This is a genomic window from Vibrio sp. B1ASS3 (assembly GCF_905175355.1).
In the GTDB taxonomy this organism is placed as follows: Bacteria; Pseudomonadota; Gammaproteobacteria; order Enterobacterales; family Vibrionaceae; genus Vibrio; species Vibrio owensii.
Genome location: NZ_HG992742.1, coordinates 337,171 through 353,003, shown reverse-complemented (window position 1 = coordinate 353,003; position 15,833 = coordinate 337,171). Strand labels below are relative to the sequence as shown.

Annotated in this window: 14 protein-coding genes; 4 read left to right on the top strand and 10 right to left on the bottom strand. The window is 45.8% G+C overall.

Annotation, left to right across the window (positions count from 1 at the left end; translation table 11 throughout):
• The first annotated feature begins 271 nt into the window (after positions 1–271).
• Entirely contained in the window at positions 272–646 is a 375-nt protein-coding gene (locus KJB05_RS01675) for a hypothetical protein (protein WP_039985052.1), read from the top strand.
• 62 nt (positions 647–708) lie between these two features.
• Here the strand turns inward: KJB05_RS01675 and trpS are convergent, their stop codons facing one another.
• The 5 genes from trpS to nsrR form a co-directional block, all read right to left on the bottom strand.
• A complete protein-coding gene (gene trpS / locus KJB05_RS01670) occupies positions 709–1,746 on the bottom strand; it encodes a tryptophan--tRNA ligase (protein ID WP_005432761.1) in 1,038 nt (345 codons plus the stop codon).
• Between the two features lie 116 nt (positions 1,747–1,862).
• Positions 1,863–2,549 (bottom strand): phosphoglycolate phosphatase, encoded by a 687-nt coding sequence (locus KJB05_RS01665; RefSeq protein WP_208445933.1) that lies wholly within the window; start codon positions 2,547–2,549, stop codon positions 1,863–1,865.
• Positions 2,550–2,672: 123 nt separating this feature from the next.
• Positions 2,673–3,416 carry a 23S rRNA (guanosine(2251)-2'-O)-methyltransferase RlmB gene (gene rlmB / locus KJB05_RS01660; protein ID WP_005438340.1) on the bottom strand — a complete coding sequence of 248 codons (744 nt, stop codon included), beginning with the start codon at positions 3,414–3,416 and terminating at the stop codon, positions 2,673–2,675.
• 76 nt (positions 3,417–3,492) lie between these two features.
• Positions 3,493–5,979, bottom strand: a complete 2,487-nt coding sequence (gene rnr, locus KJB05_RS01655; protein ID WP_208445932.1) for a ribonuclease R — start codon at positions 5,977–5,979, stop codon at positions 3,493–3,495.
• A gap of 117 nt (positions 5,980–6,096) precedes the next feature.
• Complete coding sequence (gene nsrR, locus KJB05_RS01650; RefSeq protein ID WP_005451426.1) at positions 6,097–6,522, bottom strand: nitric oxide-sensing transcriptional repressor NsrR; 426 nt, start codon at positions 6,520–6,522, stop codon at positions 6,097–6,099.
• A 111-nt stretch (positions 6,523–6,633) separates the two neighbouring features.
• Between nsrR and hmpA the strand changes: the two genes are divergently transcribed.
• On the top strand, positions 6,634–7,818 hold the full coding sequence (gene hmpA, locus KJB05_RS01645) for an NO-inducible flavohemoprotein (RefSeq protein WP_208445931.1): 1,185 nt from the start codon (positions 6,634–6,636) through the stop codon (positions 7,816–7,818).
• A 66-nt stretch (positions 7,819–7,884) separates the two neighbouring features.
• Here hmpA and KJB05_RS01640 read toward each other — a convergent pair whose 3' ends face one another.
• From KJB05_RS01640 to KJB05_RS01630, 3 genes are all read right to left on the bottom strand, one after another.
• Positions 7,885–9,264: an IS4 family transposase gene (locus KJB05_RS01640; RefSeq protein ID WP_213053098.1), complete on the bottom strand. Its 1,380-nt coding sequence runs from the start codon at positions 9,262–9,264 to the stop codon at positions 7,885–7,887.
• A gap of 174 nt (positions 9,265–9,438) precedes the next feature.
• The gene (locus tag KJB05_RS01635) at positions 9,439–10,074 is read right to left on the bottom strand and encodes a tetratricopeptide repeat protein (RefSeq protein WP_005432781.1); all 636 of its coding nucleotides are present in this window, start codon (positions 10,072–10,074) and stop codon (positions 9,439–9,441) included.
• Between the two features lie 241 nt (positions 10,075–10,315).
• Positions 10,316–11,632, bottom strand: coding sequence for an adenylosuccinate synthase (locus KJB05_RS01630; protein ID WP_005438335.1), 1,317 nt, complete (start codon positions 11,630–11,632; stop codon positions 10,316–10,318).
• Between the two features lie 173 nt (positions 11,633–11,805).
• Here KJB05_RS01630 and KJB05_RS01625 point away from each other — a divergent pair, with 173 nt between their 5' ends.
• A complete protein-coding gene (locus KJB05_RS01625) occupies positions 11,806–11,991 on the top strand; it encodes a DUF2065 domain-containing protein (protein ID WP_208446505.1) in 186 nt (61 codons plus the stop codon).
• Positions 11,992–12,180: 189 nt separating this feature from the next.
• The gene (locus KJB05_RS01620; protein ID WP_213053097.1) at positions 12,181–13,560 is read left to right on the top strand and encodes an IS4 family transposase; all 1,380 of its coding nucleotides are present in this window, start codon (positions 12,181–12,183) and stop codon (positions 13,558–13,560) included.
• Positions 13,561–13,617: 57 nt separating this feature from the next.
• On the opposite strand, the gene hflC is transcribed toward KJB05_RS01620, so the two are convergent.
• Together hflC and hflK are read right to left on the bottom strand one after the other, a co-directional pair.
• Complete coding sequence (gene hflC / locus KJB05_RS01615) at positions 13,618–14,598, bottom strand: protease modulator HflC (RefSeq protein WP_005438334.1); 981 nt, start codon at positions 14,596–14,598, stop codon at positions 13,618–13,620.
• Positions 14,599–14,600: 2 nt separating this feature from the next.
• A complete protein-coding gene (hflK, locus tag KJB05_RS01610; RefSeq protein ID WP_005438333.1) occupies positions 14,601–15,806 on the bottom strand; it encodes an FtsH protease activity modulator HflK in 1,206 nt (401 codons plus the stop codon).
• Positions 15,807–15,833 lie beyond the last annotated feature (27 nt).

The following is a 15,833-nucleotide window of genomic DNA, read 5'->3' as shown; positions in this document are numbered from 1 at the left end:
TCTGGATATTTATTTTGAATTCACTTGATTCTAGTAACCCAAACCAAATATTAATCAATGCTAATTTAGAATAACAAAACTTATTATTTCCTTCCTTTTTACCGTGTGAATCAAAATAAGCTTTCTGGTTATTTAAGCCTGTTAAGTTCAAATTTTTATAAATCAAACATCATTTTCACCACACAATACTAGCCAAATCCATAACCACTCGTTATAAAACCCGCAAGAGACAGAGAACAAGGTCTCCAATAACGACTATCAGGATAAGAAAATGAAACGATTTCAGCAGATTGCGCTAGCCTTTTCGGCTTCAATGTTAATGGCGGGGTGTCAATTGACCTCGAGTGAGCCCATCGAACCAAGTACCTCTGAGCACCTGGTCGAAGTGGCTAAGCAAGAACTCAGTGAGTTAGAAATGTTTGAAGTAAGTGACAATGGCTTAATCACCTATACCGCCCGATTGCCGGGCCCTGGCTACTATTGGAAACCCGCAAGGATAAAAGAAATCAGTTATGAAATATCATGTATTGAGTTGAGCTATTTCGTCGATCGCGGGCTCGTCGTAAAGTCCGAGTTCTTGGGAAAAAGAGGACGTGTGGAGTATTACGATATGGAACGCTGCGAACAAGACACTCCATTCCAGTAATACAAGCATAAAAAAAGCTCCACCGATGGTGGAGCTCTTAAATTCTGAATGCTTTTTAGCAACTATGGGCGAGCAACAAAACCGACTGCTTCGTACGCTTTCTTCAACGTTTCAGCCGCACGTGCCGATGCTTTCTCAGCGCCTTGCTTCATCACTTCGTTCATGTAAGCGCGGTCAGCACGGATACGGTGGTATTCAGCTTGAATAGGCTCAAGCATAGTAACTAGAGCTTCACCAACGTCTTTCTTGAATGGACCGTACATTTCAACGCCTTGGTATTTCGCTTCAATCTCTTCAAAGCTCATGCCTGTTGCCGCAGAGTACAGACCCATTAGGTTAGAGATACCTGCCTTGTTGTCCCAATCGTGAGCGATACGCGGTGGCGTTTCTGTGTCGGTTTGCGCTTTGTTGATCTTCTTAATGATCGACTTAGGCTCTTCCAACAGCGTGATAACGTTTTTACGGTTGTCATCAGATTTAGACATCTTCTTCGTTGCGTCTTGAAGGCTCATTACACGCGCGTTTACCGTCGGAATGTAAGGCTCTGGCACTTGGAAGATTGGCTGCTCTGGTGAGTAGATGTTGTTAAAGCGGTTAGCAATATCACGCGCTAGCTCTAGGTGTTGCTTCTGGTCGCTACCTACAGGCACTTGGTGCGCGCCGTAAAGCAGGATGTCTGCCGCCATCAGTACTGGGTAGTCAAACAGACCAACGTTTACATCACCAAACTGGCTTGAGCTGTCGTTTGAGTAACGTGCAGATTTGTCTTTAAACTGCGTCATACGACCCAGTTCACCCATTTGGGTGTAACAGTTAAGAAGCCAACCAAGTTGAGCATGCTCTGGTACATGTGACTGAACAAATAGCGTGCTCTTCTTCGGGTCAACACCAACTGCCAGACAGATCGCCAGTGCATCTAGAGTCGCTTCATGCAGCGCTTTAGGGTCCTGACGAACCGTAATCGCGTGAAGGTCTACCACACAGTATTGGCAATCATAATCGTCTTGCATCTGCTGCCATTGACGTAGAGCACCCAAGTAGTTACCGATACTTAGTTCACCCGAAGGTTGAACACCACTCAATACAATGGGTTTGCTCATTAGAATGATTCCTTTGACTTCTTAATCTAATTAAATGAAAAAAACCGTGCAGTAATAGATGCACGGTTTACTCAGTGTACTCATTAACGAGTATTTTGGAAGCTCTTTTGTAGCCGTTATGCAGAAACCGCTACAACATCCAATAATTCTGCCAAACTGTCGGCGACGAAATCTGGATTTGATGCAGAAATAGGCTCACCGTGGTTGTAACCATATGTCAGACCAAATGAGGCACAGCCTGCGTTCTTCGCTGCGAGAATGTCGTTCTTCGAGTCGCCAACCATCAGCATTTCACTAGGTTGGATTTGGTGTTTTTCCATCAGCCAGTTCAGTGCTACTGGGTTTGGTTTTTTCTCTGGGAATGCATCACCGCCAAGGACATCAACGAAGTATTTTGCGATGTCGTGCTTTTCCAAAACGTCAGGCACAAACTTTGAAGGTTTGTTGGTCACCAACGCCATAACAAAGCCCGCTTTGTGCAGCTCTGCTAGTGTCTCTTTTACCGTTGGGTATAGATGACTTAGCTTGTGACCGCTTTGCTCGTAGTAATCATCAAACAGTACACGCGCTTTTGCACGAAGCTCTTCGCTCAAATCTGGGTTGATAGTCAGGCTTTGGCTTAGTGAGCGTCCAATCAGCACGTCTGCGCCGTTACCAACATAGTCACGAACCTGTTCTTCTGAAACAGAAGGAAAACCAAGTGCTTGAACGGTTTGGTCTGCCGCAACCGCTAGATCCGGAACGCTATCAAGCAAAGTACCGTCTAGGTCAAAGGCAATGAATTTAATGTCTTGTTGAGTCATAACTTCCCTGAAGATTTTTATTTATAAATCGGTGAAAACGACAAAGGATGGCACCCCATCCTTTGTTTTTATCATTTTGTCTGACTTTAGAGTAACTGTTTGTTTATTAAAATTGTTTAGCAATTACTTTGCAGCAATACGCTGACGAACCGCTTCAAACAAACAAATACCTGATGCCACAGATACGTTCAAACTAGAGACGCTGCCAGCCATTGGGATCTTAATCAAATCGTCACAGGTTTCACGAGTTAGACGACGCATACCGTCACCTTCTGCACCCATTACGATAGCAAGAGGACCCGTCAGTTTTGCTTGGTAGATGTCGTGCGTTGCTTCGCCCGCCGTACCAACAAACCAGATACCTTGCTCTTGCAGTGTACGCATAGTACGAGCCAAGTTAGTCACTCGGATCAATGGCACGACTTCAGCTGCACCACAAGCCACTTTGCTTACGGTTGCGTTCATCGGTGCAGAACGATCTTTCGGTACGATGATCGCCGCTACGCCAGCTGCATCTGCATTACGTAGGCAAGCACCTAGGTTGTGTGGATCCGTCACGCCATCCAATACCAATAGTAGCGGTGATTCATGCTGCGCTAGGATGCCATCAATGTCATTTTCATTAAGCTGTTTCGCAGCTTTAACACGAGCAATGATGCCTTGGTGGTTAGCACCGTGTGCTTTGTCGTCTAGCGTTTTACGTGTCATTTGTTGAATCGAAACACCACAAACCTGAAGATCGTTCAGGATTGGCATTAGACGATCGTCTTGGCGGCCTTTTAGGACGTATGCTTCGATAAAACGCTCTGGTTCGCGTTCTAATACCGCTTTCACTGCGTGAATGCCGTAAATAAATTCGTTACTCATTGTTTAACCTGTTGTTCTGGTCGTCTTGCCTTCGCCAATCTACCCCTTTAAATCCGGACTAGATTGGCGCTTCAGCCTACTCAGCGTCGCTCTTAGTACGCTTAGTCTTTCTCGGCTTACTGTGTGGCTTTTTCTTGCGTGCTTTCTTCGGCTTTTTCGTACCTTCAGCGTCACCGCGTTTCGCGCTACCTTTGCGAGCACTGCCTGCTTCCGCAGGTTCAGGGTGCTTGGTCGGTTCAATCATCGGCTTCGCGCGAGTACCGCCTTTGGTTGCCGCACGTTTTTTCTCTTTTGCTTTGCGTTTGGCATCTGCTGCGCGTTTCTTCGCAGTCTTACCTTTGCCGCGTAGCTTACGGCTTGTTTCGATTAATTCAAAGTCAATTTGCTTGTCATTTAAGTTAACCGCAAGCACTTTCACTTTCACCGCATCGCCTAGACGATAGATGTTACCGAAGCTTTCACCGATAAGTCTTTGACCAATCGGATCAAATTGGTAGTAGTCGTTCTCTAGTGTCGAAATGTGCACCAAACCATCGATATGCAGCTCAGTCAGACGAACAAAGAAACCAAAACTGGTTACATTGGCAATAACACCATCCAGCTCGTCGCCAACATGGTCTTGCATGTATTCACACTTCAACCAATCAGCTACTTCACGAGTTGCGTCGTCTGCACGGCGCTCTGTCATCGAACATTGCTCACCGTAGAAGTCCATGTCGTCAAACGAGTAGTGGTAACCGCCAGTTGGTGTCCAACGATCTTGGTTGCGACCTTCTTCTTTAGCAATCAGGTACTTGATTGCGCGGTGCAACAGTAGGTCTGGGTAACGACGAATTGGCGACGTGAAGTGTGCGTAACGTTTCAGCGCTAGACCAAAGTGGCCGGCATTGTCTGCGTTGTAGACCGCTTGCTTCATTGAGCGCAGTAACATGGTTTGAATCAGTTCTTTGTCCTGACGTTCTGCAATTTGTTTTACCAAATCTGCATAATCGGTTGGTGATGGCTCTAAACCACCTTTCAGATCCAGACCTAGCTCACTGAGGAAATCACGGAACCCCTGCAGGCGCAGTTCACCCGGAGATTCGTGAACACGGTACAACGCTGGCTCTTTTGCTTTCTCAACATAAGACGCTGAAGCAATGTTCGCTAAGATCATACATTCTTCGATGATCTTATGTGCGTCGTTACGAATTACCGGCTCGATGCTTTCAATCTTACGATCCGCATTGAAGATAAATTTAGCTTCAACGGTTTCGAATTCAATCGCACCACGGTTATCACGCGCTTCTTTAAGTACTTTGTACATCGCATGCAGCTCTTCAAGGTGAGGAACGACAGCGTGATAACGCATGCGCAGCTCTTCATCCCCTTCTAGAATCGCACCCACTTTGTTGTAAGTCAGACGCGCATGCGAGTTCATCACAGCTTCGTAGTGTTTATAGCCTGATAGCTTACCGGTGTCAGAGATGGTCATCTCACATACCATACACAAGCGATCAACCTGAGGGTTAAGTGAACACAAACCGTTTGATAGCACTTCAGGTAGCATTGGCACAACTTGCGATGGGAAGTATACCGAGTTACCACGGTTGATGGCTTCTTTGTCCAGCGCAGAGTCTGTACGCACGTAGTAACTTACGTCAGCAATTGCGACCCATAGGCGCCAACCGCCACTCTTTTTCTTCTCACAGTAAACAGCATCATCAAAGTCACGAGCGTCTTCGCCATCAATGGTTACTAGCGGCAAGTCACGTAGATCGACACGACCTTCTTTTGCTTCTTCTGGAACTTCTTCGCCCAGATTTTCGATCTGTTTATCGACGGCTGCTGGCCAATCGTGTGGAATTTGGTGGGTACGGATTGCTATTTGCGTTTCCATGCCCGGCGCCATGTTCTCACCAAGAACTTCAACCACTTTACCCATCATGCCACGTGAGCGAGAGCCGCGATCAGTAATCTCAATAACGACCACGTTACCCATACGAGCACCTGCTTTGTGCTCATTTGGGATCAGAATATCTTGGCTGATGCGAGAGTCATCTGGCACAACGTATGAGTAGCCGTATTCAAGGAAGAAACGCCCCACGATCTGCGTGTTACGCTCTTCTAAAACACGAACAAGACGACCTTCACGACGACCACGCTTGCTATTGTCAGTTGGTTGCACCAACACGTAGTCACCGTGGATGATGTGCTTCATCTGGTGATGCGGCAGTACAATGTCATTATCCTTGCCGACACTGCCTTCTGGACGAACCCAACCATGACCATCTTTGTGACCAATTACGTAACCTTTCACCATCTCAAGTTTTTCTGGCAACGCGTAACACTGACGGCGCGTAAATACGAGCTGACCATCACGCTCCATTGCGCGCAGTCGACGGCGTAAACCTTCATAATGCTCTTCACCTTCAAGTTTTAGCGCTTCAAACAAATCATTGCGATTCATCGGTACGCCCGCTTCTTCTAGAAACTCAAGAATGAACTCTCGGCTTGGGATTGGATTTTCGTAATTTTTGGATTCACGATCTGCGAAAGGATCGTTTGGAATATTGTCTGACATAGGCACGCCTATCTAGCAAGGAAGGTATAGAGCTAGTATATCCGAGTCTCTCGATAAGCTACAGAAATTGCTTTAAAAAAGAGTGTCAGTGAGAAGATTTATAGAACGTTAAGAAGGCTAAGGACGGGTAAGTAAGATCAGCAGTTCAGAATTATCACTTAATAGCTCTTCAATCGTGCAGCCATCTAATTCAGCCAAAAACGCCATTTTCGCTTTCGCTAGCTTTTCTTTTAGACGACATGCCGGCGTGATATGGCAAAATTCCACAGAACAATTCACCAAATCTAATGGCTCTAAATCACGCACCACACCACCGACAGTGATTTCTTGCGGCGCTTTCATCAAACGGATACCACCATTTTTACCGCGCACCGTATGCACATAACCAAGCTGACCAAGGCGGTTAATCACTTTCACCATATGGTTACGTGATACACCAAATAAATCAGTCACTTCGGTAATGTTTGTTAGCTCATCTTTTGGCAATGAAGCCAAGTAAATCAAGGTTCTGAGCGCATAATCGGTAAAGCTAGTTAACTGCATGTTGCTATCCTCTGTAGTAGCAAAATTGTAATTCTTTTCTTGATCGAAAGATACATTTGAGATACAACTTTAAACATGCATTACAAATACAACTTTAAATAGGAAGCCATTATGCTCAGCAACCAAACCATTGATATCGTGAAAGCAACTGCACCACTTCTTGCAGAAACTGGTCCTAAGTTAACGGCACACTTTTACGATCGCATGTTCACCCATAACCCTGAGTTGAAAGACATTTTCAACATGAGCAACCAGCGTAATGGTGACCAACGTGAAGCTCTATTTAATGCAATCTGCGCTTACGCAACCAACATCGATAACCTACCAGCACTACTTGGTGCTGTAGAGAAAATCGCGCACAAGCACACCAGCTTTATGATCACTAAAGATCAGTACCAAATCGTCGGCACACATCTACTTGCGACGATCGACGAGTTGTTCTCTCCGGGTCAGGAAGTGATTGATGCATGGGCAGAAGCTTATGGCGTTTTGGCTAACGTGTTTATTCAACGCGAAGAGCAAATCTACCAAGAGAACGCTGCGCTTCAAGGTGGATGGCGTGGTCTGCGCGAATTTGAGTTGGTGGGTAAACATCTTGAGAGTGAAAACATCTGTAGCTTTGTTTTCAAACCAACCGATGGTGAAGTGGTTTCTGAGTACAAACCGGGTCAATACCTAGGCATCTACATCAACAGTGATAAGTTCGAAAACCAAGAGATTCGCCAATACAGCCTATCCTCTGCGGTTCAAGAGAACACTTATCGTATCTCGGTGAAACGTGAAGAAGGCGGTAAAGTATCGAACTTCCTTCACGATGAATTGAACATCGGCGATAAGGTGCAACTTGCCGCACCTGCGGGTGATTTCTTTATGGATGTGGACGCAACTACACCGGTTGTTTTGGTGTCAGCGGGCGTTGGTCTAACTCCGACTCTATCGATGCTTGAGAGCCTTTCTGAGCACCAAGCGCCAGTAACCTGGGTGCATGCTGCAGAAAACGGTCAACAACACGCATTCAAACAGCACGTAAACCAGATCGTGAATGCTAAAGAGAACATAAATTCATTGGTTTGGTACAACCAACCAACAGCAGAAGACAAGATTGGTGAAGACTTCCACTTCACTGGTTTCGTCAACCTAAATGAAATTGAAGCAGCCCTTAAGCAAGACAATGTACAAGTCTACTTCTGTGGTCCTGTTGGCTTTATGCAGCACGTCGCGAAACAATTGCTTGAGCTTGGCGTAGCGCAAGAGCAGTTCCACTACGAGTGCTTCGGTCCACACAAAGTCGTTTAATCGCCTGCGATTACGCTTCGGGAAAAACAACAAAGCCCACATGATGTCTGTCTCTTGATCACAAGTCTAGTGATCAAGAGACATTGCGAGTTCGTAGCCTTCAAGGATGGTTTGTAGTTTAAACCATCCTTCCCAAAGTGCCTTTATTGAAGCTCTGCCCGTCCTCTTGGTATCTTTCCAACCGCCTAATTTAGCGAGACTCTTGTACGCCCAGCCCATATCCGGCGTTTCTTTAGGTAACGTCTTACTTTCTAGTTTCAACCACAGCAGCTTCCAAGCTTTTTTGCCCAAGACCTTTTCACAACTTTCTGTTGATAGCTCATCAACCTCTTTAATGAAGCGTAACGCCAATAAACGTGTCGCAACAAAGGCATAGATGACACTTAACCTCTCTAAGTTACCTTTACTTTGGAGTCTTAGTGACTCCACATCCGTACCTTCACTTTTCCAGACTTTATGGAAGTCTTCAATCAGCCATCGACGCTCGTAATAACCGATAATTCTCATGGCGTCTTCAGCGTTGTTTACTGGCTCCGACGTCAAGAGGTGCCATGCTAACTTGTCTTTTGATGTCCCTTGCTCAAGGCAACCAACATAATAAACAGGTATGCCTGCGTGCTCCTTTTTGTTTGCTGGAGCCTTTAATGTCACCTGACCATATTTAACATCAAGATTTACATCTCTCGCTTTTCTTCCTCCTTTTTGGGGGATGGTAAGCTCTTTTGTCTGGACGCTTGGTAACGCTTGCGCATAGTCGTAAAGCTTTTGAGCGTGCTCTTCTAGACAGCGGCTTTGCATTGAACGAACGACAAAACGCTGCTGATGTTGACGTTTATAAGTTAAGTATTCGAATAGGTCAGCTTCTCGGTCACAGACCGAGATAACATCTAACATCTTATCCCCTAGGCGCTCAACGACACGGCGAGAAGCTTGCTCCCATTTGTAACTCTCTTTCTCCTCGTAAGGACGAGTCGCGTGTTGGTGCTTTTGCCCACGCTTAGTAATATCTCGGCTCCATCGTTGTTGCTCTATAAGACCAACAATGGTCTGACTTTGTGGTGCAAAAAGTAACGTCGAATGTACATGGAGAGCTCGAATTCTGTCGCCTTGATTCGTGTGCCCGAGTTCATCTTTTATACTTCGATGAGGAAAACAGAGCGTTGTTGTATCTTCAAGCGCGAGTAATTCCTCATGCTCGTTAGCTCGAGATACCGTTGATTGAAAACCTGCTTCAGCGATGTCTTTTGCATCGATGTTTTCATTGCGGATAAAGCGATATGCCCCTTCCATATCGGCGGGAGAAAAAGGAAGTTTAGCCACGGAGACTCCTGGTTGATTAGCAATGGAAGTCGCTAAACTGATGAGGCGTTGTGTTCTTCGAGGGTCTTTAAGTTGTGCTTGTCCAAATTGTTCTTGTGCCCAAAGTTTAGCGTCTGAGTGTGTCATCTTAGTGTTTCAGTAAGGATTCTTAAGTGATCAGAGCGCACACACGTTAAAGAGTTCAAAAAAAATCCCCAAGCTATAAGCTTGGGGATTTGTGTATAAGAGACAGACATGATGTGGGCTTTGTTGTATCTATTGGCAGAGCTTTATGAAGTTACTGGTATTTTAAGAGTACACCTACCAGAAGGTGTCGCGGCGTTTAGCCCGCGCAATAATGTTTTGTGGCATACGTTGCTCAAGACCGTTTCTCAGCATCGCAATACGCTTGTGCTTTCTTTGGTCGGCAGTCACCGAGTTATATAACCAACGGTAAGCGTCTTCGTAATCTAACGGGCTACCGTAATCACGTAGCAATAGCTCAGCAAGATGAATACGCGCATTCAAGTTACCCATTGCCGCCGCTTCTCGCAGGTATGGGATTGCACGTTCTTTATCTTGTTGGACTAAAGTACCGCGAGAGTAATAGCGACCTAGCTGCTCTAGTGCAGCAGGCAAACCTTGGTGTGCTGCGTTTTCCATGTAATAAAGACCAAGTTCGACATCTTGATCAACACAAACGCCCCACGCCAACATATCGCCATAAAGGAATTCATAAGACGGCAAGTTAATGCGCGTCGCACGTGCCACGATATCTTCTACCAACTGGCAGTTATCAGCGCGCACACGTTCTAGGTGCTTATTCTGCTCAATTAGCTTTATAAGCTCTGCTTCGGTGTAGATGGGGACAGGCGCCCCTACATCGGCAACATTTGCCTTAGCCGATGTCGCACTCAGCATCAATAACAGTGAAGCAGCCACTGTTCGTAACTTCATAAATGTACTCTTTAAGGTATCTAAGAAACCAAAGATCAGCCAAGGATCTCCTCTGCTTGATAACCTTATCGGCAAAGGTCAGTTAAGCTTTAGGCAATTTTTGCCTCCTACTTAAGCTTAACGGCAAATATTTGCCACAGCGAGTCGCATTTTTCAGCAGTTTTTCAATAGTGAACATAACTCACAGATACAAAAAAACCGGCTATAAAAGCCGGTTTTTATAATCTCTAACGAGTATCGATTAAGCTTCGAATGGGTGAACCTTAATGATAGTTTCGTTACGGTCAGGACCTGTAGAGATGATGTCTACTGGCACGCCAGTTAGCTCTTCGATACGCTTGATGTAATCTAGAGCAGCTTGTGGTAGCTCTTCGATTGATTTCGCACCGAATGTGTTCTCAGACCAACCAGGCATTGTTTCGTAGATAGGCGTTGCTTTTTCGAATGCTTCAGCAGCCATCGGAGAAACTTCTAGTGTAGAGCCATCTTCCATCTTGTAACCAGTACAGATTTTTAGCTCTTCTAGACCATCTAGTACGTCTAGTTTAGTTAGACAGAAACCAGATACAGAGTTGATTTGGATTGCACGACGCATAGCAACAGCATCGAACCAACCAGTACGGCGTAGACGACCTGTTGTCGCACCGAACTCGTGACCAACTTCACCTAGGTGTTTACCTACTGGATCTTGCTTGTCTAGACCGTCGTATAGCTCAGTCGGGAATGGACCTGCACCAACGCGAGTACAGTAAGCTTTCGCGATACCAAGGATGTAACCGATGTGACGAGGACCGAAACCAGAACCTGCAGCAACACCACCAGCAGTCGTGTTAGAAGAAGTTACGTACGGGTAAGTACCGTGGTCGATATCAAGTAGAGTACCTTGTGCACCTTCGAACATGATCTTGTCGCCGCGCTTACGTGCTGCGTCTAGTTCGTCAGTTACGTCGATAACCATTGAAGTTAGTAGATCTGCATAGCCTTTAGCTTGCTCAAGTACTTCTTCGTAGCTTACTGGTTCAGCTTTGTAGAAGTTAACTAGTTGGAAGTTATGGTATTCCATTACTTCTTTTAGTTTCTCTGCGAAAGCTTCCATATCGAATAGGTCACCAACGCGTAGACCGCGACGAGCAACTTTATCTTCGTATGCTGGACCGATACCACGACCAGTTGTACCGATAGCTTTTTTACCGCGAGCGATTTCGCGAGCTTGGTCCATTGCAACGTGGTAAGGAAGAATTAGAGGACATGCTTCAGAAATGAAAAGACGCTCGCGTACTGGAATGCCGCGCTCTTCAAGAGGTTTCATTTCTTTAATTAGAGCTTCAGGCGATAGTACAACACCGTTACCGATAACGCATTTTACGTTATCGCGAAGGATACCTGATGGAATTAAGTGAAGAACGGTTTTTTCACCGTCAATTACAAGTGTGTGACCTGCGTTGTGACCGCCTTGGTAGCGTACCACGTATTTTGCATCTTCAGTTAAAAGGTCTACAATTTTACCTTTACCTTCGTCACCCCATTGGGTGCCTAGAACGACTACGTTATTTCCCATCTTTCCAAGTCTGATTGCTAGTTAAAAATGGATTCTAGCACCGAATCACTCTTCTTGCAGTCATTTTTGTTCACAGAGTTGATACTAGAATGCAAACATCACCGATGTTGTTCATTTCGAAATCACTACATCACTGATAATATTTACCTTTCTTAAATCCACAAGGAATCGCAATGTCTGAGTCAATTTGGCTAGCGATAGGGCTAGTATTGATTGTTGAAGGGATTGGCCCCTTGGTCGCCCCAAATGGTTGGCGCAACATGGTTGCTCAACTGAGCGAGCAACCCGATAACCATCTGCGTCGCATTGGCGGTTGCTTGGTCGTAGCTGGTGCTGTGATCGCTCTCATGATGAGTTAATCACTCTATCGCTCTAACTCTGACCTATCTGGCCGTTAGCAATAAGCGCAGCAAGAAATAGATACAAAAAAAGCTCCATAACGGCTGTCTCTTATACACAAATCCCCAAGCTTATAGCTTGGGGATTTTTTTGAACTCTTTAACGTGTGTGCGCTCTGATCACTTAAGAATCCTTACTGAAACACTAAGATGACACACTCAGACGCTAAACTTTGGGCACAAGAACAATTTGGACAAGCACAACTTAAAGACCCTCGAAGAACACAACGCCTCATCAGTTTAGCGACTTCCATTGCTAATCAACCAGGAGTCTCCGTGGCTAAACTTCCTTTTTCTCCCGCCGATATGGAAGGGGCATATCGCTTTATCCGCAATGAAAACATCGATGCAAAAGACATCGCTGAAGCAGGTTTTCAATCAACGGTATCTCGAGCTAACGAGCATGAGGAATTACTCGCGCTTGAAGATACAACAACGCTCTGTTTTCCTCATCGAAGTATAAAAGATGAACTCGGGCACACGAATCAAGGCGACAGAATTCGAGCTCTCCATGTACATTCGACGTTACTTTTTGCACCACAAAGTCAGACCATTGTTGGTCTTATAGAGCAACAACGATGGAGCCGAGATATTACTAAGCGTGGGCAAAAGCACCAACACGCGACTCGTCCTTACGAGGAGAAAGAGAGTTACAAATGGGAGCAAGCTTCTCGCCGTGTCGTTGAGCGCCTAGGGGATAAGATGTTAGATGTTATCTCGGTCTGTGACCGAGAAGCTGACCTATTCGAATACTTAACTTATAAACGTCAACATCAGCAGCGTTTTGTCGTTCGTTCAATGCAAAGCCGCTGTCTAGAAGAGCACGCTCAAAAGCTTTACGACTATGCGCAAGCGTTACCAAGCGTCCAGACAAAAGAGCTTACCATCCCCCAAAAAGGAGGAAGAAAAGCGAGAGATGTAAATCTTGATGTTAAATATGGTCAGGTGACATTAAAGGCTCCAGCAAACAAAAAGGAGCACGCAGGCATACCTGTTTATTATGTTGGTTGCCTTGAGCAAGGGACATCAAAAGACAAGTTAGCATGGCACCTCTTGACGTCGGAGCCAGTAAACAACGCTGAAGACGCCATGAGAATTATCGGTTATTACGAGCGTCGATGGCTGATTGAAGACTTCCATAAAGTCTGGAAAAGTGAAGGTACGGATGTGGAGTCACTAAGACTCCAAAGTAAAGGTAACTTAGAGAGGTTAAGTGTCATCTATGCCTTTGTTGCGACACGTTTATTGGCGTTACGCTTCATTAAAGAGGTTGATGAGCTATCAACAGAAAGTTGTGAAAAGGTCTTGGGCAAAAAAGCTTGGAAGCTGCTGTGGTTGAAACTAGAAAGTAAGACGTTACCTAAAGAAACGCCGGATATGGGCTGGGCGTACAAGAATCTCGCTAAATTAGGCGGTTGGAAAGATACCAAGAGGACGGGCAGAGCTTCAATAAAGGCACTTTGGGAAGGATGGTTTAAACTACAAACCATCCTTGAAGGCTACGAACTCGCAATGTCTCTTGATCACTAGACTTGTGATCAAGAGACAGCCATAACGGAGCCTTTTCAATTTGCTTGAACGCGGAGCTTATTTCGCTTCTGCGCCTTTCGCATTGTTCATGTATTGGAAGAATTCGCTCTTCGGATCCAGAACAAGGATGTCGCTCTTAGAGCTGAATGATTTCTCGTAAGCCTTTAGAGAACGTAGGAAGCTGAAGAACTCAGGATCTTTGTTGTACGCATCTGCGTAGATCTTCGCTGCTTCTGCATCCGCTTCACCTCGTGTTACACGAGCTGTTTTGTCTGCTTCAGCAAGAATCGTTGCCACTTCAAGCTCAGCTTGTGCGCGGATTACTTCTGCTTTCTCACGACCTTGAGAACGGTGTTTACGAGCTACCGACTCACGCTCCGCGCGCATACGACGGTAGATAGATTCACTGATCTCATCTGGTAGGTTGATCTTCTTCATACGGAAGTCAACGATACGAACACCCAAGTCCTTCATTGCGCTGTCGCGCGTGTCTTTCAACACTTCAGACATGATTAGGTCACGTTCGCCATCGATTTCCAATGCCTCACGAGCCGCCTCAGTACTTACTTCATCACTGCTTGCGTCTTCTGGAAGTACGTCGTTATTACGTGGACCAGATACGATTTGCTTGATTTCACGAGAACCGATTTCTGCACGTAAAACGTCTGTTACTTTACGCTCAAGAAGCGCTTCAGCTGTCAGCGTGTTACCGCCGCCAGTTGCTAGGTAGTAACGACCGAAATCTTCAATACGCCACTTCACGTAGGTATCGATGATTACGTCTTTTTTCTCAGACGTTACGAAACGGTCAGCACGGCCGTCCATTGTTTGGATACGCGCATCAAGTGTTTTTACGCGGTCAAACAAAGGCATTTTGAAGTGCAGGCCCGGCTCGTAAATACGAGTGATGTCGTTGTTGTCTTTCAAGACACGACCAAATCGAACCACAATACCGCGGTCACCTTCAGGAATCACAAACAGTGACATCAGCATTAATGCCAGTGCGATTACCAGTACAGGGATCATTAACTTACGCATTCTTAGTATCTCCCTTGACGTGTACCAGTTGAACGAGACTGCGAGCTCGAAGTGTCTTCTTGCGTACGCTCAGATTCCAATTGGATATGGTCGTACGTTGAAGTCGATTTCGATTTACGTTTAGTGTCTGTTTGACCATCTTGACCAGCCAACTTATCAATTGGAAGGTAAAGAAGGTTGCCGCTAGATTCAGAGTCAATCAGCACTTTAGATGTGCTTGAGTAAACTTCTTCCATCGCATCTAGGTACAGACGGTCACGAGTTACACCCGGTGCCGCTAGGTATTCAGGTAGTAGTTTTTCAAACTGAGCTACTTGACCAAGTGCTTCGTTAGTTACACGCTCGTTGTAACCTTGCGCTTCTTTCTTCAAACGCTCTGCACGACCAGTTGCTTTAGGCAAGATTTCGTTCTTGTAAGCTTCTGCTTCACGGATGAAACGCTCTTCATCCTCACGTGCTGCGATTGCATCATCAAACGCATCTTTAACTTGCTCTGGTGGACGTGCAGACTGGAAGTTCACGTCAACAATCACGATGCCCATATCGTAGCTATCGATGATTTGGTTCAGAGTTTCTTGTGTTGTTTGACGGATTTGCTGACGACCACTTGTTAGGATGCTATCCATCAGTGAGTCACCAATTACCGCACGTAGCGCAGAATCCGTTGCTTGACGCAAGCTGTCGTCCGCATTGGTTACGCGATATAGGTATTTGTATGGGTCAGCAACACGGTATTGAACGTCCATTGCTACCGTTACTACGTTTTCATCTTTTGTCAGCATTAGACCAGATGCACGTAGCGAACGAATCGCTTGCACGTTAACCGCTTCGTATTCGTCGATAAAACGAGGACGCCAGTTCAGACCTGGGTCTACGATACGGTCGTATTTACCTAAACGCAGCACAACACCGCGCTCTGCTTCACCGATGGTGTAAAAGCCAGCGAAGAACCACACCGCAATCGCGATAACTGCAATGACACCAAAGCCAATCGCACTACCACCACCGCCGATAGGTGAACCACCACCGCCGCCTTTTTTACCAAATTTGCCACCCAGCTTTTGACTCAGTTTGCTGAACACTTCATCTAAATCTGGCGGACCTTGATCTCGGCCACCAGGACGCTGGCCACCACGATTATTATTACCCCAAGGGTCATTATCGCGGCCATTGTTGCCGTTGTTATTTCCAGGCTCATTCCACGCCATTAGAAAGCTCCATCATTTGATATGACG

Bases quoted from the DNA above. Each gene is read 5' to 3' on its own strand.
- hmpA (WP_208445931.1), top strand. From the start codon at position 6,634: ATGCTCAGCAACCAAACCATTGATATCGTGAAAGCAACTGCACCACTT.
- trpS (WP_005432761.1), bottom strand. From the start codon at position 1,746: ATGAGCAAACCCATTGTATTGAGTGGTGTTCAACCTTCGGGTGAACTA.
- KJB05_RS01640 (WP_213053098.1), bottom strand. From the start codon at position 9,264: ATGACACACTCAGACGCTAAACTTTGGGCACAAGAACAATTTGGACAA.
- hflK (WP_005438333.1), bottom strand. From the start codon at position 15,806: ATGGCGTGGAATGAGCCTGGAAATAACAACGGCAACAATGGCCGCGAT.
- KJB05_RS01630 (WP_005438335.1), bottom strand. From the start codon at position 11,632: ATGGGAAATAACGTAGTCGTTCTAGGCACCCAATGGGGTGACGAAGGT.
- KJB05_RS01665 (WP_208445933.1), bottom strand. From the start codon at position 2,549: ATGACTCAACAAGACATTAAATTCATTGCCTTTGACCTAGACGGTACT.
- KJB05_RS01635 (WP_005432781.1), bottom strand. From the start codon at position 10,074: ATGAAGTTACGAACAGTGGCTGCTTCACTGTTATTGATGCTGAGTGCG.
- rnr (WP_208445932.1), bottom strand. From the start codon at position 5,979: ATGTCAGACAATATTCCAAACGATCCTTTCGCAGATCGTGAATCCAAA.
- hflC (WP_005438334.1), bottom strand. From the start codon at position 14,598: ATGCGTAAGTTAATGATCCCTGTACTGGTAATCGCACTGGCATTAATG.
- nsrR (WP_005451426.1), bottom strand. From the start codon at position 6,522: ATGCAGTTAACTAGCTTTACCGATTATGCGCTCAGAACCTTGATTTAC.
- KJB05_RS01625 (WP_208446505.1), top strand. From the start codon at position 11,806: ATGTCTGAGTCAATTTGGCTAGCGATAGGGCTAGTATTGATTGTTGAA.
- KJB05_RS01620 (WP_213053097.1), top strand. From the start codon at position 12,181: ATGACACACTCAGACGCTAAACTTTGGGCACAAGAACAATTTGGACAA.
- KJB05_RS01675 (WP_039985052.1), top strand. From the start codon at position 272: ATGAAACGATTTCAGCAGATTGCGCTAGCCTTTTCGGCTTCAATGTTA.
- rlmB (WP_005438340.1), bottom strand. From the start codon at position 3,416: ATGAGTAACGAATTTATTTACGGCATTCACGCAGTGAAAGCGGTATTA.